A 24,191-nucleotide genomic window follows, 5' to 3' on the forward strand; every position below is an offset into this window, starting at 1 on the left:
TATTCGGTTCCCGCTGAGCGCAGCGCGCGCGTTCTTACGGGATAAAAAAGGGCCGGTCTTAAAAGACCGGCCCGTTTTCGTTTTGCACAGGGATCAGACGAAGAACTGCGCACCGTTGGCCGAAATGGTCGAGCCATTGATGAATTGCGAGTCGTCCGATGCCAGGAAAGCCACGCAGCGTGCGATTTCCTCGGGTTCACCCAAACGTCCTGCGGGGATTTGGCCGATGATCGACTCGCGTACCTTTTCAGGCACAGCCATGACCATCTCGGTTGCGATGTAGCCGGGGCAGATGGCGTTTGCGGTGATGCCGGCGCGTGCGCCTTCTTGGGCCAGCGATTTCACGATGCCCAGATCACCCGCCTTGGTCGCGGCATAATTCACCTGTGCGAACTGACCTTTCTGACCATTGATCGAGCTGATGACGATGATGCGGCCGAATTTGCGTTCGCGCATACCGGGCCAAACGGGGTGGACGGTGTTGAACACGCCGGTCAGGTTGGTGTCGATCACCTGATGCCACTGTTCCGGGGTCATCTTGTGGAACGGGGCGTCGCGGGTGATGCCCGCGTTGGCGACGACGATGTCGATGGGGCCAACCTCGGCCTCAACCTTTTCGATACCCGCTTTGGATTCGTCATAATCAGCCACGTTCCACTTGTATGTGGCGATGCCGGTTTCCTCGGTGAATTTTGCGGCCGCTTCGTCGTTTCCGGCATAGGTGGCTGCAACATTATACCCTTCGGCTTTCAGCGCCTTGGAAATTGCTGCGCCGATGCCGCGGGAACCGCCGGTGACGAGTGCTGTACGTGCCATTTAGGCTTCCTCCAATTTAAGTCGTCTTGGTAATGCTGTTACTTTGATAGGTAATCTTGCGCAATATTGTTTCGCCGAGAATCTTCGAAACCCATAGGGCAATATCGTCGCATCTTTGGGTCAGCCCCAATGTAACAAAAAAGGGCGCCTGCGGGGCGCCCTTTCTATGTTCAATGCTTAAAAGCTTAGTCGCGCTCCACGCACAGGGCGACGCCCATGCCGCCGCCGATGCAAAGGGTCGCCAGACCCTTTTTCGCATCACGGCGCTTCATTTCGAACAGCAGCGTGTTCAGAACCCGGCAGCCCGAGGCACCGATTGGGTGGCCGATGGCGATGGCGCCACCATTCACGTTCACGATCGACGGATCCCAACCCATGTCCTTGTTCACAGCACAAGCCTGTGCGGCGAAGGCTTCGTTGGCCTCGACCAGATCCAGATCGTCAACCGACCAACCCGCTTTCTCCAGCGCTTTGCGCGAGGCATAGATCGGGCCGACGCCCATGATCGACGGGTCCAGACCCACAGTGGCGAAGGACGCGATGCGGGCCAGAGGCTCAATCCCGCGCTTTTCCGCATTCTCGGCCGACATCAGAAGTGTCGCCGCCGCACCGTCATTCAAACCGGATGCGTTCGCCGCCGTAACCGAACCCTCTTTGGTGAAGGCAGGGCGCAGTTTGCCCATGGCCTCCATGGTTGCGCCGTGGCGGATATATTCGTCGCTGTCCATCACGATGTCGCCCTTGCGGGTCTTGATGGTGAGGGGCGTGATCTCATCCGCGAACTTACCAGCCTTTTGCGCAGCTTCGGCCTTGTTCTGGCTGGCGACGGCAAATTCGTCCTGCATGTCGCGGCTGATTTGCCATTGCTCGGCTACGTTTTCAGCGGTCTGACCCATATGATAGCCGTTAAATGCGTCCCACAGACCGTCGCGGATCATGGTGTCGATGTATTTCATGTCGCCCATCTTGTGACCGGCACGTAGTGCTGCGGCGTGGGGCGACAGGGTCATGTTTTCCTGACCGCCGGCGGCGACAATATCGGCATCTCCCAGTTGGATGTGCTGTGCGCCCAGGGCAACCGCCCGCAGGCCCGAACCACAAACTTGGTTGATGACCCATGCGGCGCTTTCTTTGGGCAGACCCGCGTTGATGTGCGCCTGACGCGCAGGGTTCTGACCCTGTGCTGCTGTCAGAACCTGACCCATAATGGTCTCGCTGACCTCGCTCTTTTCGATGCCTGCACGTTCGACAACGGCTTCGAGAACGGCGGTACCCAAGTCATGCGCGGGTGTGTTTGCGAACGAGCCGCCAAAACTGCCGACACCAGTGCGTGCTGCGGATGCGATTACTACGTTGGTCATTAAGACAATCCTTTACCGTCAAGGTTCTGTGGGAAACGTGACGGCGCAGGCAACAGGGAAAGGTCCCTATCGGTTCAGAGCGCCTCATGATCCCCCGCTCCAACTGATATTGGAATAACGCAATGCTGCTGCTGCAGCAACGGTCAGCTTGTCTCAGGTAGGGTGCCGCTAGGTAATGGAGCTCACCCCGCTGTTTTTATTTCGTTTTTTGTCTTCCAAGGGGCGGACACCGTGGGGGCGCCGAACAAGAAACCTTGAAGGCAATCGACGCCGTTAGCGACCAGAAATTCTGCATCTTCTTTGGTTTCGACCGATTCGGCTGTAACCAGAATTTCGAACTCGCGCGCGACGGCAATAAGCGCGCGAACCAGGGCTTGATTGTCCGGATTCGCGCTGATCCCACGTATGAACTGGCCGTCAATCTTGGCTGCATCAAACAAAAATTCGCGAAAATGCCGAAAGCTGAAATTGCTGGCGCCAAAGTCGTCCAGTGCAAAGGCGACGCCGCGCGGCTGCATCCGGTCCATGAAGTCCATGACCAGTTCTGGAACTGTCATGGCAGAGTTTTCCGAGATTTCCAGGATCAGCCGCTCTCCGATACTGGTGTCTCTCTTCAGGAATCTTTCGAGGACGCGCGACCATCTGCTGTATCCAATTGATCGTGCCGACATGTTGACGGACATGCGTATCTCCGGATTTCGGGCCAATGCGCGCAGCCCCATTTCCAGCGCGATACAGTCCAACTCGCGGCCAATTGGCGTGTTTTCCAGTTGAGGCATAAAGTCTCGCGCCGGTATCACCCGGCCGGTTTCATCCAGAACCCGAATGAACCCCTCGTAAAACGCGACACCATGCGGAGGGTTCGCCTGCATCACGGGTTGAAAAGCCAGTTTACATTGTTTGTGCTTCACAGCGTCGGTTGCCATTTGAACCGTTGACGCATCTCGAGAGATCACGGCCGCATTTAACGGACTATCGGACCCTTCTGGCAAATCCGCGAGTTTCTTGTCCGTCATGCGTGGTCCACCTTTTACCGTCATCGGTCATGGGTGGATTTCAGGACAAACTTGTGAATTTGCGGTTAATGCCGCTCGATTACGTTAGCGCGCGATCGGCGACATCCGTCCGGCCGAAATGGCCGCCCCGATCACCGCTCCGGCAAAGCCGAGGGCCATCATGGCAAAACCGAGTGCCACGATCGGAGACGCTGCGCCGTTCAAAGCGGTCATCATGGCGATAACAAGACCCGTCAAACCCAACACTGTGGATATGGTCACTAAACGGGTCATTTCGGGTCTCCTGTCGGATGGCTACATATCAAAGTGATATGGGCGACGGTGACCGGTTTTCAAGGAACGACCCCAGGTCGGTCGGCGGGTTCAAGCCTGTTTTGCCTCAGAATCAGGCGCTTCGGGCTGGAAACGCTCGAATCCGGGCGTTCCACGATCTTCGGGATGCATTGCGATGTGCTTGGCTTTGATCTGATCCGAGTTGTCACGGCTGCCGTCATGACTGTAGCCGGGCGGGGCAAAGCAATAGGCCATTCGCTGACGAAGGCTAAGGCCGGGTTGTGTTGCGTCGCGCCAGATCCCGACCCATTCATGGAAGGCCACGCGAAGCGGGTTAAAGGTACCGATATTATGGACCAGCCCGAAATCGACGCGATCATCCTCTTGCTCGGGTACGAATGTACCAAACATCTTGTCCCAGATGATGAAGACACCAGCATAGTTGCAATCCAGATAGCGCGCATTTCGGCCATGATGGGCGCGGTGGTGGCTGGGTGTGTTCATCACCGCCTCGAACCAGCGCGGCATTTTGCCAATCGCTTCGGTGTGGATCCAGAACTGATAGATCAGGTTCAGTCCGCCCACGAACAGCACCATACCCGGGTGGAACCCCAACAGGATCAGAGGCGCGCGCACCACCATCATGAAGGTGAAAGTATAAGTCCAAGTTTGCCGCAGCGCAGTCGTCAGGTTGTAGTGCTGTGAGCTGTGATGATTGACGTGGCTGGCCCAGACCCAGCGGATGCGATGACCGAACCGATGAACCCAATAGTACCTTAAATCGTCCAGTACAAAACACAGAATGATGACCGGAATCGAGGTGCCCAGGTTCAAGGGCGTGACCTGCCACAGCCACATGAAGAACGCATAGGCGATAAAGCCCAATAACAGGCCCGAGGCGATATTCCCCGCACCCATGATCAACGAGGTCACCGCGTCGCGCGTCTCGTACCGGCCACCTCTGCCTTTGACGGCGATCCAAAGGAACTCGGCCAGAATGGCGGCGATAAAGAAAGGAACGGCCCACTGAACAGCGTCGGGGAAGGTTACTTGGTCGGTCATACGGGCTCCATCAGGTTTTGCCAGTGCTGGCGCTCGAAATCGTCAAGACGGATAAGAACTTTGGGTGTGGCGAAATCGTGAAACCGGATTTCAAACCCTTCGGCGCGGTCAAGCCTGTCAAAATCCAGAAGGTGACGCGCCACGGTGTCGGCGCCGAACGACCAGACAAGGCCGTTGCCCGCAGGTGTTCGGATCAAGGCCGTATGGCCGTCATTGGTGATTGTTACATCAACAACCTCGTCGCCGGGTACGTGTCGCAACCAAGCGGCTTTTGCGCTGTCCGGGGTTAGCTGCGTGATACGAGACTTGCCCGCAAGATGCATCATCAAGGTGATCCCCGCGATCCCCCCGATCACCAGAACCAGCAATATTCCAAGCGGCATGGCCATCCTCCCGCAGGGCAGAGTGCAAGTCGCTTGCGGCAGTGTCAAAGGTGGCGTTGCGTAAGCCTCTCGCAGAAAAAGACCGGCCCGCGAGGTACGGACCGGTTACCGCATTTTCAAAGTCGACTGCGATTAGCTTTCGCCGCCCACCAATGCGCCGACAATTGCTTTGGCACTGTCGGAGTTCCATTCGGCATCGCCGATCAGGCGGGCTATTTCATCCCCGTTGGGATCAAGGATCACAGTGATCGGCAAGGCAATCACGCCAAATTCTCGCGCCACAGCCGAGCCCGCGTCCTGATGGCGGGGCAGGTTGTCGATGCCGTTTTCCTCGAAGAACTTCTTGATCCCGGCGGGCGAATTGCGGCCGGTGGCCAGCGTCACGACCTCGAACTTGTCGCCGCCGAACTCTTCCTGCAGCTCAGCAATCTGTGGCATTTCCTTGCGGCAGGGTGCGCACCACGTGGCCCAGAAATTCACCAGAACGTATTTGCCCTTGTAATCAGCCAACGTTGCGGTGCCGCCGTCATCTTCCAACTGGAACTCAATGGGGGCCTTGGGCTTGGGTTCCTTGTGCAAGATCAGGCGTTTTAGAGTGCCGTCGCGCAGCGGCGCCAGAGTTTCGGCATCTGCGGCCAAAGCGGCATTTGCACCTAACGCAAGGGCCATATAAAGGGGGATCAGACGAAATAGGCGCATATCAACTCCGGGTTTTCTTACATGACCGATCAATCCTCGAACCAGATGTGGGGCGGCCGCTTTGCCGCCGGTCCAGACGCGATCATGGAGGCAATCAATGCCTCGATCGGGTTCGATCAGCGGATGGCAGCCCAGGACATCGCAGGCTCGCGCGCCCATGCCGCCATGTTAGCGGCCACAGGCGTCATAAGTGATAGTGATGCGCAGGCTATTCGGGAAGGGCTGCTCACAGTCTTGTCAGAAATCCAGTCCGGTTCGTTTCAGTTTTCGACCGCGCTGGAAGATATTCACATGAATGTCGAGGCGCGCTTGAAAGAAGTCATCGGAGAACCCGCGGGCCGTTTGCACACAGGCCGCAGCCGCAATGACCAAGTCGCGACCGATTTCAAACTTTGGGTGCGTGATCAGTTCGACGCTGCGGAAATCGGCCTTCTGGCCCTGATCCGGGCGTTGTTGACACAGGCCGAGGCTGGGGCGGATTGGGTCATGCCCGGTTTCACTCACTTGCAAACGGCGCAACCCGTCACATGGGGCCATCACATGATGGCTTATGTCGAGATGTTTGGCCGCGACCTTTCCCGTGTCCGTGACGCCCGCGCCCGGATGAACGAATCCCCACTGGGTGCGGCGGCGTTGGCAGGCACATCTTTCCCGATCGACCGCCAGATGACGGCTGAGGCATTGGGCTTTGACCGTCCCGCCGCAAACTCGTTGGATGCAGTCAGCGACCGGGATTTTGCGCTGGAATTCCTGTCGACGGCCTCGATCTGCGCGGTCCACTTGTCGCGCTTCGCAGAAGAGCTGGTGATCTGGTCGTCGGCCCAGTTCCGGTTTGTGACGCTGTCGGATCGGTTCTCGACCGGCTCTTCAATTATGCCGCAGAAGAAAAACCCCGACGCGGCCGAACTGATCCGCGCCAAGGTCGGCCGGATCTACGGCGCGAACACCGCGCTGATGATGGTGATGAAGGGCCTACCGCTGGCCTATTCCAAGGACATGCAGGAAGACAAGGAGCAGGTCTTTGACGCCGCTGACAACTGGATGCTGGCACTGGCCGCGATGGAGGGGATGGTTAAGGACATGACCGCCAATCGCGACAGTCTGGCGGCTGCAGCAGGCTCGGGCTTCTCGACCGCAACAGATCTGGCCGACTGGCTGGTGCGCGTTCTGGGCCTGCCATTTCGCGACGCGCACCATGTCACCGGGTCGCTTGTGGCCATGGCCGAAACCAAGGGCTGCGATCTACCTGATCTGACGTTGGACGACATGCAATCGGTCCACGGCGATATTACCGATGATGTCTATTCTGTCCTTACGGTCGAAAATTCGGTAAACTCGCGACAATCCTACGGCGGTACGGCCCCCGATCAGGTTCGTACCCAGATCAAGCGATGGAAGGCTCGGCTGTAATGCGGATTGTGCAAGTTCTGGTTTTGATTGCTACCGGTTTCGGCCTTGCGGCCTGCGGAGCGGATGGCGAGCCAATCCAACCCACAATGAGCGCGAATATCGGTGTCGGAAGCAGCGGTACTTATGGTGGCGTAGGCGTTGGGCTGCGCAAAGGCGGCCTTGGTGTCTTTTTGGGGCTGTAACTGCGACGGCCTTGCTTGACGCACAACGTTTTTCACACGAGAGCAAAATGAAACTGACCGGCCTTATCCTGACCCTTGTCGTGCTTGCGGCATGTGACCCGAATTATGCACCACGCCCAGATCCAGAACCCGAAACCAGCGGTTCTGGCATTTCGATTTCCGGTTATGGTCGGGTGGGTGTGTCGACATCCAACTAAGGCAACGTTGCAAGTCGCACGGAATCCATTGATCCGCAGACCTCTTTTGGTCTAAGCGCGCAGGTATGGATCACTTTCTCTACCGCGACGGCGCGCTTTTCGCCGAAGATGTCCCGATTTCCGAGATCGCAGCCGCGGTCGGAACCCCGTTCTATGTCTATTCAACGGCAACTCTGCTGCGGCATTTCAAGCTGTTTGACAATGCGCTGGACGGGATGGATCACCTTGTCTGCTATGCGATGAAGGCCGCCAGCAATCAGGCGATTCTGAAGACGCTGGCGCAGGCGGGCGCGGGGATGGATGTAGTCTCGGGCGGGGAATATCTGAGGGCCAAAGCCGCAGGCGTGCCCGGCGACAAGATCGTGTTCTCGGGTGTTGGTAAAACAGCGGATGAGATTCGCACTGCGCTGACCGGCGGTATTCGCCAGTTCAACGTGGAGTCTGAGCCCGAGATGGAAGTGATCAACGCCATCGCCTTGGAATTGAGCGTGATCGCACCGATCACCGTGCGGGTGAACCCGGATGTGGACGCCAAGACCCACGCCAAGATCGCCACCGGCAAGTCGGAAAATAAATTCGGCATCCCGATCGCGCGCGCCTCTGAGGTTTATGCTCATGCCGCCACCCTGCCGGGTCTGGATGTGATTGGTATCGACGTCCATATCGGCTCGCAACTGACCGAGCTGGCACCGTTCGAGCTGGCCTATACCAAGGTCGCCGAACTGACTGAACAGCTGCGCGCCGAAGGCCACAATATCCGCCGTCTTGATCTCGGAGGCGGGCTGGGCATCCCCTACACCCGCGCCAATGACGCGCCGCCGCTGCCGGTGGAGTACGGCGCGCTTATCCAGAAAACGCTGGGCCATCTTGGGTGCGAGATTGAGATCGAACCGGGCCGTCTGATCGCGGGCAATGCGGGTTTGATGGTCAGTAAGGTGATCTATGTGAAATCGGGCGAGGGCCGCGATTTCCTGATCCTTGATGGTGCGATGAACGACCTGATCCGCCCCGCGATGTATGAGGCGCATCACGACATCGTCGCCGTGAACGAACCCGCGCCGGGAGTAGAACAGCAACCCTATGACATCGTGGGCCCTGTGTGTGAAACGGGCGATACATTCGCCAAACAGCGCAACATGCCGCCTCTGGCCGCTGGTGATCTGGTCGCTTTCCGCAGTGCCGGAGCTTACGGAGCGGTAATGTCCAGCGAATACAACACGCGCCCTTTGATCCCAGAAGTTCTGGTGCATGGGGATCAATTTGCAGTTATTCGTGAACGGCCAAGCTTTGACGAAATCATAAACCGCGATACCATACCCGAGTGGCTTTGACGCGATTGGCGCGCGGGCCTGCTGACGGAGGCTCGCCTTTATGGCCAAACAGACCTTGCCGATCCCAAGACTGTCCCTGTGGCTGACGCATGCGGGTATGCTGGCCGAACGGGTTTGGCGTGCATTTTGGCCTCTTTTCTCGGGTATTATGGCCGTTTTGGCCGCTTTGATGCTGGGCCTGCAAGATCTGGTATCAGTTGAGACCGTATGGATTATCGGTTCTCTGGCCGTGCTTGGCCTTATGGCGGCCTTGGCGTTTGGAGTGCAGCGATTCCACCTGCCGACTCGGACCGAGGCGCTTGCGCGTTTGGACGAGACTCTGCCTGGTCGCCCCATTCAGGCGCTGATGGACGATCAGGCCATTGGGGCAATGGATGCGGATTCGGTGGCGTTGTGGCATGCGCATCAGCGGCGAATGGCGCAACGGGCGGCGCAGGCTGATCCGGTCAAACCCAACCTGCGTCTGGCAGATCGCGACCCCTATGCATTACGCTATTCTGCTTTGCTGGCTTTGGTTGTCGCTGCCTTGTTCGGGTCGTTCTGGCGAATTGGGTCGGTGGCCGAGATGGCGCCCGGTGCGGCCGTCGCTGGGCAGGGTCCGACGTGGGAAGGCTGGGTGGAACCTCCGCGCTATACCGGATTGCCGACGCTTTATTTGGCGGACCAATCCGATCCGACACTATCTGTTCCACAAGGCAGCCGCGTCACCCTGCGGTTTTATGGCGAAGTCGGCGCACACAGCCTGACCGAGACGACCACTCCGCTTGGCACCGAGGCTGCAACTGAACCCGAACAGGAATTTGTTGTGGACCGGTCGGGCGAGCTGAAGATCGAAGGCCCTGCGGGTAAGGACTGGGCGTTGAAGGTCATAGCCGATGCCCCGCCGATGATCAGCGTGGCCGACATTGCCGAGGCCGAGGCCGGGGGGCAGATGAAGCTGCCATTCGCAGCCAGCGATGATTATGGCGTCGTGTCCGGTGCGGCCGTGATTGAGTTGGATCTGGCTTCGGTTGATCGTCGTTACGGCCTGACAACAGACCCCGAGCCGCGCGAATCCATTCAGGTCGAGCTGCCCATGCCGATCACCGGTGATCGTGCGGATTTTGTCGAAGACCTGATTGAGGATTTTTCACAGCATCCATGGGCACATCTGCCTGTTAAAATCTCTCTGACAGCGCGTGACGCTGCGGATCAAGAGGGGCAGTCAGAGCCCTACATGACCGCTCTGCCAGCTCGTCGGTTCTTTGATCCGTTGGCCGCGGCGATCATAGAACAACGGCGAGATCTGCTGTGGTCGCGTGAGAACGCGCCCAGAGTGGCCCAGCTGTTGCGGGCCGTTTCGCATCTGCCCGAGGGGTTCTTTCGCTCGGATACCGCATATCTGCGCCTGCGGGTGACCTTGCGCAGGCTCGAAACATTTACCGAATATGATCTGAAGCCGAAACAGCAGGAAGAGATCGCGCAATCGCTGTGGGAATTGGCGGTTCTGATCGAAGATGGGACGCTGGCTGATGCGCTGGAGCGTATGCGCCGCGCGCAGGAACGTCTGACCGAAGCGATGCAGAACGGCGCGTCGGACGAAGAAATTGCCGAGCTGATGCAAGAACTGCGCGAGGCGACGCAGGACTATATGCGCCAGCTGCAGCGCCTAGCGCAGGAAAATGGCGAAGGTGGTGAAAACCAGCAAGGTCAGAACGGCGAGACCATGCAAATGACGCAGGACGATCTGCAACGGATGATGGATCGCATTCAGGAGCTGATGGAACAGGGCCGCATGGCCGAGGCGCAGCAAGCTCTGGAAGAGTTCCAACAGATGATGGAAAATATGCGAGTCACCCAAGGCCAGGGTCAGGGGCAGCAGTCCGAAGGCCAACAGGCCATGGAAGGTTTGGCCGAGACTCTGCGCGAGCAGCAGGGCCTCAGCGACCAGGCATTCCGGGATTTGCAGGAGCAGTTCAACCCCGGCGCGCAGGCCGGTGAAAACCAGGGCAACGAGGGCCGCAATGGAGGTCAGGGCCGCGGTGAAAGCCACGAAGGCCAAGGGGGTCAGGGTCAAGGTTCGGATCAGGCTGGTGAGGGCCAGCAGGGCCAAGGGTCACTGGCCGATCGCCAGCAGGCCCTGAGAGACGAGCTGGGACGACAACAGCAAAACCTGCCCGGTGCAGGAACGCCCGAGGGTGACGCCGCGCGGGATGCGTTGGGACGCGCTGGACGCGCCATGGATGAGGCCGAGCAAGCGTTGCGCAATGATGAATTGGCCGACGCAATCGACAACCAGTCCGAAGCTATGGAAGCTCTTCGCGAGGGAATGCGTTCGCTTGGTGAAGCGCTGGCTCAGAACCAACAGAACCAACCGGGTCAGGGCGCACAGGAAGGCGACATGCAAGCCAACAATCGTGACCCGCTTGGTCGCAGCCCCGGTTCTTCAGGCACGATTTCGACTGATGACAGCCTGTTGCAGGGCGAAGATGTCTATCGCCGCGCGCGCGAGTTGCTGGACGAAATCCGCCGCCGCACGGGTGAGTCCGATCGCCCCGATATCGAATTGGAATACCTCAAGCGGCTTCTCGAACGGTTCTGATTACAGGATTAGCTTCCTGATCCCGTCTGTGCCTCAAGCCACAAACGGGCTTGGTCGACCAGCGAAACATAGCTGCCCAGAACCGGATCGGCTTGCGGTACGGCTTCGGAAATCTGCTGCGCGTTGGCATAGAGCAACAGCAAAACAACACCGATGACGATGGCGATCACAAAGCCGCGCTTGAAGCCGCTGCCCGAGCTGCGTGGCAGGGGCTGAACCTCATTTTTCTTCGCTACAGGTTCATCGCTGCGCAGGCTCGAGTTTATTGCCTCAACATCCGGTAGCGGTTCGACTTCGGCTGCATCCTTTGCTGCCTCGGTGCGGGTCAGTTCCTTGATACGTTCCTCGGGATCGGGCGCCTGCGGAGGATCCAGGCCCAGATCGGGCTGGGTCTCAAGGTTTTCGGCTTCTTTTGCGCGTAGATCAGCCTCGCGTGCGGCCTCTTCCTTAAGAATACTGGCAACGTCAGGATCGACATGGACAGATTTCTGCGTGTCTTCCGATTTGGCCGGTTGTTCAGCCGCAACGTCGGGTTTTTGTGGCGCAGGGGCCAGAGCCGGTTCGTCGACCGGCGGAGCAACCGGAACGGTCTCGGGCTCAACCTTTGACTCAACCTCTGCCGTATCGGCTACGGGGTGTTTGCTTTGAAACCAGGTCTTTTCACAGTTCGAACACTGCACATCCCGCCCCTCGGCGGGAATGACCTCATCTGGAACCTCGTACTGGGCACTGCAATTCGGACATGTAAGACGCATGCTGCCTCCGGGCCGGGGAACTGGCCTGATAATAGTTTTTTCAGGGATGATATTCCGTTAAGACCTGACAGCAAAGGGTGTTTTCGGTTTCGCCAGCTAAGTGTCACCAATTCGACCCGGTGCAGGCATTGAAACAACAACGACGCTCGGGCAAGAAGAGCGGTAAGCAAACTGGGGGCTTTCGTGATCGAGCTGGAAAATGTCAGCTATACTTATGGTGGTGGCGCCCTGCTGAGCGATGTATCCTTACGGTTGCAGTCCGGATCATTCCATTTTTTGACTGGTCCGTCGGGGGCAGGGAAAACGACGCTGCTCAAACTCTGCTATGGCGCTTTGTTGCCGACGTCGGGTCGGTTGTCCGCATTTGAACAAGACATTGCCGGGCTGGACCGGGACCAGATGGCGCTGCTGCGCCGCCGGATTGGTGTAGTGCATCAGGATTGCCGATTTCTGGATCACATGTCCCTTGCCGAAAACGTAGCGCTGCCGCTGATGGTGTCAGGGCGCGGTGAAGCTGCGCAACAAGAGGACCTTTCGGAGCTGCTGAACTGGGTTGGTTTGGGAGACCGCAAGGACGCGCTTCCGCCGGAACTGTCCGGGGGTGAGCGCCAACGCGCGGCACTGGCGCGTGCGGTGATTCTGTCTCCTGACGTCGTTTTGGCAGATGAACCCACCGGCAACGTTGATTGGGAAATGTCCCAACGACTGCTGCGCCTGTTGGTCGAGTTGAACAAGATGGGTAAGACGGTGCTGATCGCTACGCATGACCTTAGCCTGATACGGGCGGCCAAAAGTCAGGTTCAGGCACGGGTGTTGCGTATTTCTCAGCGACAAGTGCAATTGGCGGGGGCGGATCTATGAGTAGCGGTGCCATCCGCAACCTGTTGACGCGGGACACCAGCGCTGATCGAGTTGTCCCGCCCACCGGCTATACTGCGCAACTGACCGTGTTCGTGTCAGGCGCTATGGCGTTCCTGGCCGTTTTTGCCTTGGCTTTGTCACTAGCTTCGGGACGGTTGGCGGATCGTTGGGCTACCGAGCTGGCCGGGGCGGCGACCCTGCGCATCAACGCGCCCGCAGATCAGCTTGCGGCCCAAACCGAGGCTGCGCTGGCCGTTCTGTCGCAAACACCTGGCGTGGCGTCAGCCCGTGCTTTGACGGCCGAGGAACAAATCGCCCTGCTCTCTCCTTGGTTCGGTTCTGATCTGCCACTGGACACGCTGCCGGTCCCGCAATTGATCGAAGTGATCGAAGGCGAGCCCGGTATGGATGCCGCAGGTTTGCGTCTGCGCCTGGGGGCCGAGGTGCCCGGAGCGGTGTTGGATGATCATACCCGATGGCGCGAGCCTCTGGTGGATGCGGCGATGTCCTTACGCAGGCTGGGGTGGGTCTCGATCCTGCTGATCGGGGGCGCTACAGCGGCGATGATCACGCTAGCGGCCAATGCGTCGCTTGCCGCAAATGCCCAGATCATCGAGGTTCTGCGTCTTGTTGGGGCGCAGGACCGGTTTATCGCCAATGCGTTTGTCAGGCGGTTCACGTATCGTGCGTTCTTTGGGGCGATGGTTGGAATGTTTCTTGGTATGACCGGTGTTCTGCTGTTGCCCGAGGCTTCGGATGAAGGTGGTTTTTTGACTGGGCTTGGTTTCAAAGGGGTCGGCTGGCTGCTGCCAATCCTGATTCCGATACTGGGGGCCACTGTCGCGTTTCTGGCGACATGGAGCGCCGCCAGCCGTAAACTGAAGGAGCTTTCTTGATGGCAACAGCGGTTCAGTGGTTTCGCTCTTTGGTTTTCATGATCGTCATCTATGTTTGGATGCTGATCCTTGGTATCGTCTTCGCGCCCTACGCCATTTTTGCAAAGCAGGGGGCTCGGAAGGCGTGCAAGTCCTATGCGCGGTCTACTATGTGGCTGGCGCGTTGGATGGTTGGTATTCGATGCGAAGTGCGTGGAACCGCGCCAGTAGATGAGGTTGTCGTAGGCGCGAAGCACCAGTCTTTCTTGGATATCATCATGATCTTCAACGCGATGCCGCAGGCCAAGTTCATCATGAAACGAGAGCTTATGTGGACCCCGATTATCGGAGTTTACGCGCGTCGTTTGGGGTGCATTCCGGTGGACCGCGGTAAAAAAGGTGCGGCGGTGGCAAAGATGGTCAAAGACGTCGCGAAAGAATTCTCCGAACCCGGTCAATTGGTCATCTATCCCCAGGGAACGCGCGTCGCGCCTGGGGTGCAGAAACCTTATAAGGTGGGCACTGCGGTCCTGTACGAGGGGCTGGGTTTTCCCTGTGTACCTGTCGCCACAAATGCAGGTGTGTTCTGGCCACGCTCGGGCATCATGCGTAAACCCGGCCTGGCGATTGTCGACTTTCTTGATCGGATCGAACCGGGTGTTGAACGGGGTTCATTTTTGGAACGCCTAGAAGATGTGATAGAGGATCGCTCGAACACGTTGATGAAAGAAGTGGGGTTTGATCCTGATGAATTTCGTTGAGGATATCGAAACCCTAAAGGGTTTGTATGGTACGCCGGCGGCACCTTCGCTGCGCAAGGTGGTGCACAGGATAACGCCATTGTATCGCCAATGGATAATGGCCTCACGCCTATGCGTTCTCAGCACTGTGGGCCCCGAAGGCGTAGATGGCAGTCCACGCGGGGATGACGGCCCGGTGGTTCTTGAATTGGATCCGCACACAATTGCTATGCCGGACTGGCGCGGAAATAATCGCCTCGATAGCCTGCACAACATAGTCCGCGATCCTCGCGTATCACTGATGTTCGTGGTGCCCGGTTCCAACAACGTCGTGCGCGTGAACGGAACCGCCAAAGTGACTGCTGACGAGAATCTGGTAGCTCGGTTCGAAAAACAGGGTAAACGACCGACCACCGTGATTGTCGTTCAGATCGCCGAAATCTATTCGCAATGCGCCCGCGCCTTGATGCGCGCTCGAACCTGGAACAACGGGGACGAGACGGCCGATCTGCCCACAGTTGGTGAACTTCTGGCCGAAGCGTCAGATGGAGACGAGGGCGGCGTGCGCTATGACCGGGAGTGGGGCGCACGCGCCGGACAAACGATGTGGTAAGCAGAATGTTAAATTGCGGCTGCTCCGATCTTAGCGATATGTGAGATCCATTGTTCCACGATGCCTTCTTTGGGTTGGCTCGCCCCGGCGAAATAAGTGAATCGGGTCGGTTTAAAGCCGACAAATCCAAGAATCTGACCTTTGATCTGCCTTACCAGAGCCTGCCGGTAGACAAGCCGCATAAACCAGCCAGGTGTGTCTGATGTCAGGATCACGCGCGCTGTGCGGCCGGAAAGTAAGGGTGCGGGCAAGCCTGCCAGGGTGGTGTTTCTGGTGTCAAAGGTTCGGCCGGGGATGAACATCCGGTCTATCATTCCCTTCAGCTTGGCGGGAAGACCACCCCACCACATGGGTGTCGTCAAAACCAGATGATCACTCCATTCGACGTCTTGCAAAACCTGCTCCAACACCGGCTCCAACGGTTTGAAATTCTGGTAATTGCCCTGGCCAAAGTCGTGATCGAACTGCAGTTCGCTCAGATGAACCATCCTTATTTCATGTCCTTTGGCGCGTGCAGCGTCTGCGTAGGTCTGTGCGAAAGTCCTGGACAGGCTGTTTTCAGCCGGGTGCCCATCAAGGATGAGGATCTTTTTGAGTTTCATTTGATTTCTCCTAAAATTGACCACGGTCATTTATTTAGAATCAAAAATGACCACGGTCAATAAAAAATTTGACCACGGTCAAAAACTGTGCGAAAGAACCTTATGCAAAAACGTACTTTGAAAACTCGAGCGCGCCTGTTGGCTGCTGCGGCAGAAGTTGTTGAGAGCGGCGGGTTTGAAGCTCTGCGCGTTGAGGAAGTGGTGCAGACTGCCGGCGTCGCAAAGGGCACGTTCTTTGCGCATTTCAAGGACAAGGACGCCTTGATGGAAATCCTGATTGGCGAAAAGCTAAGCGCGTGTTTTGATTCTGTCGAAGCTGGATCGTCCCCGCAAAACGTGCACCAAATTGTAGTAGCGTTGGAGCCGATACACAGTTTTATGATGTCCGAACGCTATGTGTTCGATCTGATACTGCGTTATTCAGGGGCGGCGGGGATCGCTGAAATAGGCCCGATTGCGCAGTGTTTCGAAAGGTATTTCCGTCTGGTTTCCGATTGGTTGAAAACCGCCCAATTGCGTCAGGATATTCCGGCGGACCTACAGGCCGAAGGGGTTCAGGCCTTTGCCTTGCAAGCGATGTCGCTGAAATTCTGCGCGCTACACTCGGCCAGCACGTTTACAGACCGACTAGAGGGATATTTGATAGCGTGGTTGACCCCGGCAAAGTAGTCGCCGGGGTCACATAACTTAACTGTGGATCGGACCGTCGCCGCAGGCCAGCGCCGCTTCGCGTACCGCCTCGGAATAGGTCGGGTGGGCGTGGCAGGTCAGGGCCAGATCCTCGGCCGAGGCCCCGAATTCCATTGCAACGCAGACCTCGTGGATCAGATCACCCGCTGCGGGGCCGATGATGTGGGCGCCAAGAATGCGGTCGGTCTCTTTGTCGGCCAGAATCTTTACGAACCCATCAGCGGCAAAGTTCGCCTTGGCACGTCCATTGCCCATGAACATGAACTTGCCGACCTTATAGGCGCGACCTGCAGCTTTCAAGGTTTCCTCGGTCTCACCTACATTGGCGACCTCCGGCCAGGTGTAGATGACGCCCGGAATGACGCCATAATTCACATGGCCATGCTTGCCCGCGACCTGTTCGGCTGCGGCCATGCCTTCATCCTCGGCCTTGTGGGCCAGCATCGGGCCCTCGGTCACATCGCCGATGGCATAGATGCCGGGCACGTTGGTCTGCCAGTCGGCCCCGACTTTGATCTGACCGCGCTGGGTCATCTCGACGCCCAAAGCCTCTAGTCCCAGACCGTCCGAGAATGGCTTGCGCCCGGTGGCGACCAGCACGGTGTCAGCCTCAATCACATGCTCGCTGTCATCTTTGCGCAGCTTGTAGGTGACCTTGGCTTTGGTCTTGGTGGCCTCGGTCTTTTGCACGGCGGCGCCCATGACAAATTTCAGGCCCTGCTTCTTGAGGATACGCTGGAAGGTCTTTTGAACCTCGGGGTCCATGCCCGGCGTAATCACGTCGAGGAATTCGATCACCGTCACCTCGGCCCCCAGACGCTGATAGACCGAGCCCAGTTCCAGCCCGATTACGCCCGCGCCGATCACGACCATCTTTTTCGGGATCTTGCCCAGCGACAGCGCGCCGGTCGAGGTCACGACGACCTTTTCATCCACCTCAACTCCGGGCAGCGAGGACGGCTCGGACCCGGATGCGATGATGATGTTCTTGGCGGTATGAACCTCATCCCCCACTTTGACCTGACCGGCGGCGGGGATCGAGCCCCAGCCTTTCAGCCAGTCGATCTTGTTCTTCTTGAACAGGAACTCGATGCCCTTGGTGTTGCCGTCGATTACTTCATCCTTGTAGGACTGCATCTGCTTCCAGTCGACCGAGGGGCTTTTACCTTTGAGGCCCATCTTGGCAAAGTTATGCTCGGCCTCGTGCAGCTGATGGCTCGCGTGCAGCAGCGCCTTGGACGGGATGCAGCCCACGTTCAGGCAGGTGCCGCCCAGCGTGTCACGCCCTTCGACAACGGCAGTTTTCAGGCCCAGCTGGGCGCAGCGGATGGCACAGACATAGCCGCCGGGGCCGGCTCCGATTACGATGACGTCATAGTTTGCCATTCAAATGGTCCTTTGTTGTTCTATGGTGTGGGCGTGCGCCCTGATCCCTAGGCGTTTTATTCTAACCTGAGAAACACGGTTAAAACAGCGCCGCAAGCAGCATTGCGACAGTTGCTAAAAAGCCTGCCATCCAGATGATTGTGCGCCACGGTGTCCAGCCCAGCGCATAGGCCGGAACATAGAGAACGCGCGCGATCAGAAAAATCCAGGCGGCAGTGGCGGTGAATGAGGTCGACTGTCCGGTCACGGTAATGACAAGGGCGGCAATGGCGAACAGGGTCAGCCCCTCGGTCATGTTGCTGAGCGCGCGGTGCATCCGGCCCGACGCTCCGGGGCGATCAACCTCCGTGTCGCGGGGGCCAATGGCTTTGTTCAGGTCAATCTTGCCGTGGCCGACGGCCAGATATGCGATGAACTGAACGACCCAAAGCAGGGCAGCCAGGGTAAGAACTGTGGTTTCGGGGGTCATGTCTACCATCCGGTATTCGTTGCAGAGCCTGATCGCGGCAAACTGTGTCAGAGCCGCGCCATTGTGCAGGGCGCGGCGAGTCGCGCCTTAAAGCGCTTGAAGGTAAAGGTAAGCCGTTGCCAGGAATCCTGCCAGCCAGACAGTGGTGCGCAGGAACGGAACGGGGATGGCAAAGGCGTAGATCGGCACAAAGGCGATCCGCGCGAGCAGAAAGATCTGTGCCGCAAACAACGTACCACCGGTAAAGGCGTCTTTGGCAGACAGGATTAAAACTGCAGGGGCGAACAGGGCCATGGCCACGACGGAATTTGCTAGTGCGCGTTCCACTCGTCCGGCAACTCCGGTCAAAGGCGGCATGTCATCGCGCGCGCCACCCAGCGTCATCAGCCCGACCTGAGACATTGCAGTCAGGACATTCAGCAGCACCACAACGATGACCACAAGGCCATAGAGGGCAAGTATCGAAAGCTCGGAAGACATGATGTTTATCCTTTTGTAAATCTCAGTCCGGTCTTGCGATTACCATCCGCCGGGGGTGAAGGCAGGCTGGGTTCACAGGTATGTGCGTGCCCGTGTGCGAGATCGTCCCGCACACGGGCTGTTTCAGAGTCAGACAGGCTGCAGCAGTTTCACCTGGATATGGGCAACGCCGCCGCGTTCGTGGTGCATCGCCAATTCCTGCGAATCCAGAAAAGCACGGGCCTTGTCCAGATCGCGCACCTCAAACATCGCGATGGCGTGGTCGCGCTGATCGGGGTCGCGCCAGACGTGCAGGTCATGGATACCTGCCGCTTTGCGCATAGGCTGATCTTCGCGGAAAACGGTCAGCCAGGCATCGAAATCGGCTACATCGGCCTGCCAGAGAACATGGGTTGCCATGATTACAGATCCATCAGCAGGCGGCGCGGATCTTCCAACGCCTCTTTCACGCGCACCAGGAAGGTTACAGCGCCTTTGCCGTCGACGATCCGGTGGTCATAGGACAGCGCCAGATACATCATCGGACGGATCACAACCTGACCATTGATCGCCATCGGGCGATCTTGGATCTTATGCATGCCCAGAATACCCGATTGCGGGGGGTTCAGGATCGGCGAGGACATCAGAGAGCCGTAAACACCACCGTTCGAGATGGTGAAGGTGCCGCCCTGCATTTCCGCCATCGACAACTTGCCGTCACGGGCGCGTTTGCCCTTTTCGGCGATGGCTTTTTCGATCGCCGCGAAGGACATGCTGTCAGCATCGCGGATGACCGGAACCACCAGACCGGTCGGCGTACCGGCGGCCACGCCCATATGGACGAAGTTTTTGTAGACAATGTCGGTGCCGTCGATCTCGGCATTCACCTCGGGCACTTCTTTCAGCGCGTGGCAGCAAGCCTTGGTGAAGAAGGACATAAAGCCCAGACGCACACCGTGCTTCTTCTCGAACTGGTCTTTGTACTGGTTGCGCAGGGCCATCACCTCGGTCATGTCCACCTCGTTATAGGTGGTCAGCATGGCGGCGGTGTTTTGGCTGTCTTTCAGGCGTTTGGCGATGGTCTGACGCAGGCGGGTCATCTTGACCCGTTCCTCGCGCGCGGCATCGTCAGCGGCCACGGGGGCACGCGGCGCAGGGGCCGGAGCGGGAGCCGCGGCGGGCGCAGGGGCCGCAGCGGTTGCCACCGCGCGGGCCACGTCTTCTTTCATGATGCGTCCGTCACGGCCAGTGCCGGTGACCTGATCCGCCGACAGGCCGGCCTGCGCCATCGCTTTCTCAGCCGAAGGCGCGTTGGACACGTCCTTGCCGGTGGCCGCCGCAGCCGGGGCCGCCGCTGCTGGAGCGGCCGCCGGGGCCGCAACAGTACCTGCGCCCGAGATCACGGCCAGCTTGGCCGAGGCATCCACCGTGGTGCCTTCGGGGGCGGTGATTTCGGCCAGAACGCCCGCCGCCGGGGCCGGAACTTCGACCGAAACCTTGTCGGTTTCCAGCTCACACAGCATTTCGTCCTGCGCGACGGCGTCGCCAACCTGTTTGAACCATGTGGACACAGTCGCCTCGGTCACGGATTCGCCCAGTGTGGGGACCATCACGTCGACACTGTCGCCTGATGCTGCCGGGGCCGCCGCAGGGGCCGGGGCTGCCGTCGCAGGGGCAGGGGCCGCGCCTTCGCCGGCTGCAATCGTGGCCAGCAGCGCGTCAACACCAACGGTTTCACCTTCGGCGGCGACGATTTCACCCATCACGCCAGCGGCGGGGGCGGGGACCTCGACGGTGACCTTGTCGGTCTCTAGCTCGCAGAGCATTTCGTCAACTGCCACCGCATCTCCGGGCTTTTTGAACCAGGTGGCAACCGTGGCTTCAGTGACCGACTCGCCCAGCGTGGGAACACGAACTTCAATGGACATCATTACTTTCCTTCAATGCTCAGCGCTTCGTTCACCAGCGCTTCTTGTTGGGCTTTGTGTTGGCTGGCCAAACCCGTCGCGGGCGAGGCCGAAGTGGCGCGACCGACATAGCGGGGCCGTGTATGTTTGGCTTTAATCCGGGTCAGAACCCATTCGATGTTGGGTTCGATAAAGGTCCAGGCACCTTGGTTCTTGGGCTCTTCCTGACACCAGACGATCTCGGCGCCCTTGAAACGCTCAAGCTCGTTGATCAGCGAGTGCGCCGGGAAAGGATAATATTGCTCGATCCGCATTAGATAGACGTCGTCGATGCCGCGCGCGTCGCGTTCTTCCAGCAGGTCATAGTAGACCTTGCCCGAACACAGAACGACTCGCTTGATCTTGTCATCCTTGACCAGCTTGGTGTCAGAATTGCCATGCTGCGCGTCATCCCACAGCACCCGATGGAAGCTGGATCCGGTGGTGAAATCCGCAGCCGTGCTGACGGCCAGCTTGTGCCGCAACAGCGATTTCGGCGTCACCAGGATCAGCGGTTTGCGGAAGGTCCGGTGCAGCTGACGGCGCAAGATGTGGAAATAGTTCGCAGGCGTCGTACAGTTTGCCACGATCCAGTTGTCCTGACCGCACATCTGCAGGAACCGTTCCAGACGCGCTGACGAGTGTTCGGGGCCTTGCCCTTCGAACCCGTGCGGCAGCAGGGTCACTAGGCCAGACATCCGCAGCCATTTGCTTTCGCCCGAGCTGATGAACTGGTCGAACATGATCTGCGCGCCGTTGGCAAAGTCACCAAACTGCGCTTCCCACAGGGTCAGCGCGTTGGGTTCGGCCAGCGAATAGCCATATTCGAACCCAAGCACCGCATATTCCGATAGCATCGAGTCGATCACCTCGTATTGTGACTGACCGGCCCGGATGTTGTTCAGCGGATAGTACCGCTCTTCCGTTTCCTGATGGACAAAGCCCGAATGGCGTTGGCTGAACGTCCCGCGTGTCGCATCTTGGCCAGACAGACGCACCGGATAGCCTTCGGTCAAAAGCGAGCCGAAGGCCAGCGCCTCACCCGTGGCCCAGTCAAAGCCTTTGCCATTGTCGAACATCTGCTTTTTGTGGTCCAAAAGACGGCCCACTGTTTTGTGCAAAGCAATGTCTGCAGGAACATGGGTCAGGGCTTTGCCGACCTCGGCCATAGTTTCTGGCGTGATCGCGGTATCGCCCCTGACATATTCGTCTTTATTTTTGTCCAGATGTGACCAGCGCCCGTCCAACCAGTCGGCCTTGTTGGGCTTATAGTCTTTCCCGGCCTCGAACTCGTCATTCAGCTGCGCCTGGAAGGCGGCTTTCATATCCTCGATCTCGCCTTCGGGGATCAGGCCGTCTTTGACCAGACGCTCGGTATACAGCGACAGCGTGGTCTTATGCGTCTTGATCTTCTTGTACATGATCGGGTTGGTGAACATGGGCTCGTCGCCCTCGTTGTGACCAAACCGGCGGTAGCAGAAGATGTCGATGACCACATCCTTGTGGAACTTCTGGCGGAACTCGGTCGCGACCTTGGCGGCGTGAACCACCGCCTCGGGGTCGTCACCGTTCACGTGGAAGATCGGTGCCTCAACCATCAGCGCGATATCGGTGGGGTAGGGGCTGGAGCGGCTGAAGTGCGGCGCAGTGGTGAACCCGATCTGGTTGTTCACCACGATATGCATGGTGCCGCCGGTTTTGTGACCGCGCAGACCCGACAGGCCAAACCCTTCGGCCACAACACCCTGACCAGCGAAGGCCGCGTCGCCATGCAGAAGGATGCCCATCACAGCGGTACGCTCGTTGTCTTTCAACTGATCCTGTTTGGCGCGGACTTTTCCCAGAACGACGGGGTTCACCGCCTCAAGGTGCGAGGGGTTGGCCGTCAGCGACAGGTGAACGCTGTTGCCATCAAACTCGCGGTCGCTCGAGGCGCCGAGGTGGTATTTTACATCGCCTGAGCCATCCACATCTTCGGGCTTGAAGCTGCCGCCCTGGAATTCGTTGAAGATCGCGCGATAGGGTTTGCGCATCACGTTGGCCAGAATGTTAAGACGGCCTCGGTGCGGCATCCCGATAACAATGTCACGCACACCCAGCGCGCCGCCGCGCTTGATGATCTGTTCCATCGCGGGGATCAGAGCCTCACCGCCGTCCAGGCCGAACCGCTTGGTGCCCATGTATTTGACGTGCAGGAATTTCTCGAAGCCCTCGGCCTCGACCATCTTGTTCAGGATGGCTTTGCGTCCTTCCTTGGTGAATGCAATTTCCTTGCCGTAGCCTTCGATCCGTTCCTTCAGCCAAGCAGCCTGTTCTGGATCTGAGATATGCATGTATTGCAGCGCAAAGGTGCCGCAATAGGTGCGTTTCACGATATCGACGATCTGCCGCATCGAGGCCATCTGCAGGCCCAGCACGTTGTCGATAAAGATCGGCCGGTCCATGTCGGCCTCGGTGAAGCCATAGGTCTTGGGGTCCAGCTCGGGGTGGTTGGTCGCGGCGCGCATTCCCAGCGGGTCCAGATCGGCGGCCAGATGGCCCCGGATACGGTAGGCCCGGATCAGCATCAGCGCTCGCAGGCTGTCCAACACCGCGCGCTTGATCTGGTCTTCGCTGACCTCAACACCTTTGGAGGCCGCCTTGTCCTTGATCTTTTTGCCCGCCGCTTTGGCGTCAATCTCGGCCCACTCGCCCGTGAGCGCCCCGGTCAGATCGTCGGCTGGCTGCTGCGGCCAGTCGGTGCGCGCCCAGGATGGCCCCTCGGCCTCGCGCTGCACATCCGGCGAGGCATCGCCCATGGCGCGAAAGAACTCGGCCCAGGCCGCATCAACCGCGTTCGGGTCGCGTGTGTATTGAGCGTAAAGCTGCTCCAGGTATTCAGCGTTGTGCCCCTGCATGAAGCTTGAGGCATGAAAGGCGGAGTTGGGCGAGTGCTCGGTCATTGGGTTACCTCATATGGGTTGGGACCGTATTTGTTGGTGCCTGGCTGGCTGGGGCGGGTCAGCCACCACAGCACCAGAAGCGGCGAGATCATCAGGATTAGAAGGGTGGGTATAACAATCAGTAAAGTCGCGCGGGTGAACAGGACATCCAGGTTGCCGCCATGCTGGAAGCTGGACGCCATGCCGATACCGAACACCAGCACCGCAACGGCCCCGGCCATCAGGAGCAGCGGAAACAGAGCATAAAGCCCGCTGCGTCCGGTATCATGCATTCGCCGCCATGCGACCGCGAGATGCGGGAAGAAGACGATTAGGCTGACAATGCTCTGCACCGGTTGACTCGATGTGGCAGCGACGGATTTCGTCGTTTCGGTCTCGGTCGTGGCGACTTGCGTGAAAAACTGAAGGTCGATGAAACCTGCGATGAGGCTCCAGATCACGATGAACAGGAAAAAGAACCAATACTCAGACCGCGAGGCGCGACCCGAGAACGTGAAGAGCTTGGAGAAACAGGTGCGGATGGCATCGGAGAAGGTCATGGC

26 protein-coding genes are annotated in these 24,191 nt (G+C 58.6%); 10 read left to right on the plus strand and 16 right to left on the minus strand.

Going from position 1 to position 24,191, the window contains the following annotated elements; translation table 11 throughout:
• Positions 1-93: 93 nt before the first annotated feature.
• The 7 genes from phbB to ABWV79_RS07525 all read right to left on the minus strand — a co-directional run bounded on the left by phbB (position 94) and on the right by ABWV79_RS07525 (position 5,610).
• The gene (phbB, locus tag ABWV79_RS07495; protein WP_170353550.1) at positions 94-816 is read right to left on the minus strand and encodes an acetoacetyl-CoA reductase; all 723 of its coding nucleotides are present in this window, start codon (positions 814-816) and stop codon (positions 94-96) included.
• 185 nt (positions 817-1,001) lie between these two features.
• On the minus strand, positions 1,002-2,177 hold the full coding sequence (locus ABWV79_RS07500; protein WP_353391186.1) for an acetyl-CoA C-acetyltransferase: 1,176 nt from the start codon (positions 2,175-2,177) through the stop codon (positions 1,002-1,004).
• Positions 2,178-2,359: 182 nt separating this feature from the next.
• Positions 2,360-3,193 carry an EAL domain-containing protein gene (locus ABWV79_RS07505; protein ID WP_170353548.1) on the minus strand — a complete coding sequence of 278 codons (834 nt, stop codon included), beginning with the start codon at positions 3,191-3,193 and terminating at the stop codon, positions 2,360-2,362.
• Between the two features lie 84 nt (positions 3,194-3,277).
• Entirely contained in the window at positions 3,278-3,466 is a 189-nt protein-coding gene (locus ABWV79_RS07510; protein ID WP_353391187.1) for a hypothetical protein, read from the minus strand.
• Between the two features lie 90 nt (positions 3,467-3,556).
• Positions 3,557-4,528: a sterol desaturase family protein gene (locus tag ABWV79_RS07515; RefSeq protein WP_353391188.1), complete on the minus strand. Its 972-nt coding sequence runs from the start codon at positions 4,526-4,528 to the stop codon at positions 3,557-3,559.
• Positions 4,525-4,911 carry a hypothetical protein gene (locus ABWV79_RS07520; RefSeq protein ID WP_170751835.1) on the minus strand — a complete coding sequence of 129 codons (387 nt, stop codon included), beginning with the start codon at positions 4,909-4,911 and terminating at the stop codon, positions 4,525-4,527. The genes ABWV79_RS07515 and ABWV79_RS07520 overlap by 4 nt, the downstream gene beginning before the upstream one ends.
• 132 nt (positions 4,912-5,043) lie before the next feature.
• On the minus strand, positions 5,044-5,610 hold the full coding sequence (locus ABWV79_RS07525) for a TlpA disulfide reductase family protein (RefSeq protein WP_209195353.1): 567 nt from the start codon (positions 5,608-5,610) through the stop codon (positions 5,044-5,046).
• 21 nt (positions 5,611-5,631) lie between these two features.
• On the opposite strand from ABWV79_RS07525, the gene argH reads away from it, so the two are divergent.
• From argH to ABWV79_RS07550, 5 genes are all read left to right on the plus strand, one after another.
• A complete protein-coding gene (argH, locus tag ABWV79_RS07530) occupies positions 5,632-7,020 on the plus strand; it encodes an argininosuccinate lyase (protein ID WP_353391189.1) in 1,389 nt (462 codons plus the stop codon).
• Complete coding sequence (locus ABWV79_RS07535) at positions 7,020-7,202, plus strand: argininosuccinate lyase (RefSeq protein WP_170353542.1); 183 nt, start codon at positions 7,020-7,022, stop codon at positions 7,200-7,202. Before argH ends, ABWV79_RS07535 begins: the two co-directional genes overlap by 1 nt.
• 47 nt (positions 7,203-7,249) lie before the next feature.
• On the plus strand, positions 7,250-7,399 hold the full coding sequence (locus ABWV79_RS07540) for a hypothetical protein (RefSeq protein ID WP_353391190.1): 150 nt from the start codon (positions 7,250-7,252) through the stop codon (positions 7,397-7,399).
• 65 nt (positions 7,400-7,464) lie between these two features.
• Positions 7,465-8,730, plus strand: coding sequence for a diaminopimelate decarboxylase (lysA, locus tag ABWV79_RS07545; protein WP_353391192.1), 1,266 nt, complete (start codon positions 7,465-7,467; stop codon positions 8,728-8,730).
• A 40-nt stretch (positions 8,731-8,770) separates the two neighbouring features.
• Complete coding sequence (locus tag ABWV79_RS07550; RefSeq protein ID WP_353391193.1) at positions 8,771-11,311, plus strand: TIGR02302 family protein; 2,541 nt, start codon at positions 8,771-8,773, stop codon at positions 11,309-11,311.
• 8 nt (positions 11,312-11,319) lie between these two features.
• Here ABWV79_RS07550 and ABWV79_RS07555 read toward each other — a convergent pair whose 3' ends face one another.
• Positions 11,320-12,066 carry a zinc-ribbon domain-containing protein gene (locus ABWV79_RS07555; RefSeq protein WP_353391194.1) on the minus strand — a complete coding sequence of 249 codons (747 nt, stop codon included), beginning with the start codon at positions 12,064-12,066 and terminating at the stop codon, positions 11,320-11,322.
• A 183-nt stretch (positions 12,067-12,249) separates the two neighbouring features.
• On the opposite strand from ABWV79_RS07555, the gene ABWV79_RS07560 reads away from it, so the two are divergent.
• The 4 genes from ABWV79_RS07560 to ABWV79_RS07575 are packed head-to-tail and all read left to right on the plus strand — an operon-like array spanning position 12,250 to position 15,155.
• Positions 12,250-12,927 (plus strand): cell division ATP-binding protein FtsE, encoded by a 678-nt coding sequence (locus ABWV79_RS07560; RefSeq protein WP_170724088.1) that lies wholly within the window; start codon positions 12,250-12,252, stop codon positions 12,925-12,927.
• Positions 12,924-13,823, plus strand: coding sequence for a cell division protein FtsX (locus ABWV79_RS07565; RefSeq protein WP_353391195.1), 900 nt, complete (start codon positions 12,924-12,926; stop codon positions 13,821-13,823). The genes ABWV79_RS07560 and ABWV79_RS07565 overlap by 4 nt, the downstream gene beginning before the upstream one ends.
• Positions 13,823-14,563: a lysophospholipid acyltransferase family protein gene (locus tag ABWV79_RS07570; protein ID WP_170751819.1), complete on the plus strand. Its 741-nt coding sequence runs from the start codon at positions 13,823-13,825 to the stop codon at positions 14,561-14,563. Before ABWV79_RS07565 ends, ABWV79_RS07570 begins: the two co-directional genes overlap by 1 nt.
• Positions 14,550-15,155: a pyridoxamine 5'-phosphate oxidase family protein gene (locus ABWV79_RS07575; RefSeq protein ID WP_353391197.1), complete on the plus strand. Its 606-nt coding sequence runs from the start codon at positions 14,550-14,552 to the stop codon at positions 15,153-15,155. The genes ABWV79_RS07570 and ABWV79_RS07575 overlap by 14 nt, the downstream gene beginning before the upstream one ends.
• A gap of 8 nt (positions 15,156-15,163) precedes the next feature.
• On the opposite strand, the gene ABWV79_RS07580 is transcribed toward ABWV79_RS07575, so the two are convergent.
• Entirely contained in the window at positions 15,164-15,757 is a 594-nt protein-coding gene (locus ABWV79_RS07580) for an NAD(P)H-dependent oxidoreductase (protein WP_353391198.1), read from the minus strand.
• A 102-nt stretch (positions 15,758-15,859) separates the two neighbouring features.
• Between ABWV79_RS07580 and ABWV79_RS07585 the strand changes: the two genes are divergently transcribed.
• On the plus strand, positions 15,860-16,426 hold the full coding sequence (locus ABWV79_RS07585; protein ID WP_353391199.1) for a TetR/AcrR family transcriptional regulator: 567 nt from the start codon (positions 15,860-15,862) through the stop codon (positions 16,424-16,426).
• 18 nt (positions 16,427-16,444) lie between these two features.
• Here the strand turns inward: ABWV79_RS07585 and lpdA are convergent, their stop codons facing one another.
• The 7 genes from lpdA to ABWV79_RS07620 all read right to left on the minus strand — a co-directional run bounded on the left by lpdA (position 16,445) and on the right by ABWV79_RS07620 (position 24,188).
• Entirely contained in the window at positions 16,445-17,833 is a 1,389-nt protein-coding gene (gene lpdA, locus ABWV79_RS07590; RefSeq protein ID WP_353391200.1) for a dihydrolipoyl dehydrogenase, read from the minus strand.
• A 79-nt stretch (positions 17,834-17,912) separates the two neighbouring features.
• The gene (locus ABWV79_RS07595; protein ID WP_353391201.1) at positions 17,913-18,302 is read right to left on the minus strand and encodes an MAPEG family protein; all 390 of its coding nucleotides are present in this window, start codon (positions 18,300-18,302) and stop codon (positions 17,913-17,915) included.
• Between the two features lie 87 nt (positions 18,303-18,389).
• Positions 18,390-18,782 carry an MAPEG family protein gene (locus tag ABWV79_RS07600; protein ID WP_209195342.1) on the minus strand — a complete coding sequence of 131 codons (393 nt, stop codon included), beginning with the start codon at positions 18,780-18,782 and terminating at the stop codon, positions 18,390-18,392.
• A gap of 129 nt (positions 18,783-18,911) precedes the next feature.
• Positions 18,912-19,181, minus strand: coding sequence for a hypothetical protein (locus ABWV79_RS07605; RefSeq protein WP_170353529.1), 270 nt, complete (start codon positions 19,179-19,181; stop codon positions 18,912-18,914).
• Between the two features lie 2 nt (positions 19,182-19,183).
• A complete protein-coding gene (odhB, locus tag ABWV79_RS07610) occupies positions 19,184-20,689 on the minus strand; it encodes a 2-oxoglutarate dehydrogenase complex dihydrolipoyllysine-residue succinyltransferase (protein WP_353391202.1) in 1,506 nt (501 codons plus the stop codon).
• Positions 20,690-20,691: 2 nt separating this feature from the next.
• Positions 20,692-23,649 carry a 2-oxoglutarate dehydrogenase E1 component gene (locus tag ABWV79_RS07615; protein ID WP_353391203.1) on the minus strand — a complete coding sequence of 986 codons (2,958 nt, stop codon included), beginning with the start codon at positions 23,647-23,649 and terminating at the stop codon, positions 20,692-20,694.
• A complete protein-coding gene (locus ABWV79_RS07620) occupies positions 23,646-24,188 on the minus strand; it encodes a DUF805 domain-containing protein (protein WP_353391204.1) in 543 nt (180 codons plus the stop codon). The genes ABWV79_RS07615 and ABWV79_RS07620 overlap by 4 nt, the downstream gene beginning before the upstream one ends.
• Positions 24,189-24,191 lie beyond the last annotated feature (3 nt).

This window comes from Ruegeria sp. HU-ET01832, from assembly GCF_040371315.1.
Taxonomy (GTDB): domain Bacteria; phylum Pseudomonadota; class Alphaproteobacteria; order Rhodobacterales; family Rhodobacteraceae; genus Ruegeria; species Ruegeria lacuscaerulensis_A.